This window comes from Pseudomonas sp. SIMBA_068 (assembly GCF_046534705.1).
Lineage (GTDB): Bacteria > Pseudomonadota > Gammaproteobacteria > Pseudomonadales > Pseudomonadaceae > Aquipseudomonas > Aquipseudomonas putida.
This window is the reverse complement of sequence record NZ_JAWRYI010001132.1, coordinates 1-252: the sequence shown is the minus strand read 5'-3', so window position 1 is coordinate 252 and position 252 is coordinate 1. Positions and strand designations below refer to the sequence as shown.

Here is a 252-nt window from a genome sequence, read left to right as displayed (position 1 = left end):
GAAGTTCCTGACCGCCAGCGGCATGGGCCGGCTCAATCAATGCTGCGGTGCGGCGATGCTGGCGCTGGCGGGGTTTCTAGCGCTGTATCGGCGCAGCTGAAACGCCGCGCCAGGTTTCAGAAGGCCAGCTTGTAACCGATGGAAAACAGCATGACCGCCAGGCACGGGCGCAGGATCTCGTCGGAAATGCGCCCGGTCATGTGGCTGCCGATCCAGATCCCGGGCAACGAGCCCATCAGCAGGAAACCCAGC

General features: G+C 63.9%; 1 pseudogene. It reads right to left on the bottom strand.

Annotation, left to right across the window (positions count from 1 at the left end):
• Positions 1-116: 116 nt before the first annotated feature.
• Positions 117-252: pseudogene (locus SB756_RS33030) on the bottom strand (sulfite exporter TauE/SafE family protein); the annotation flags it as partial.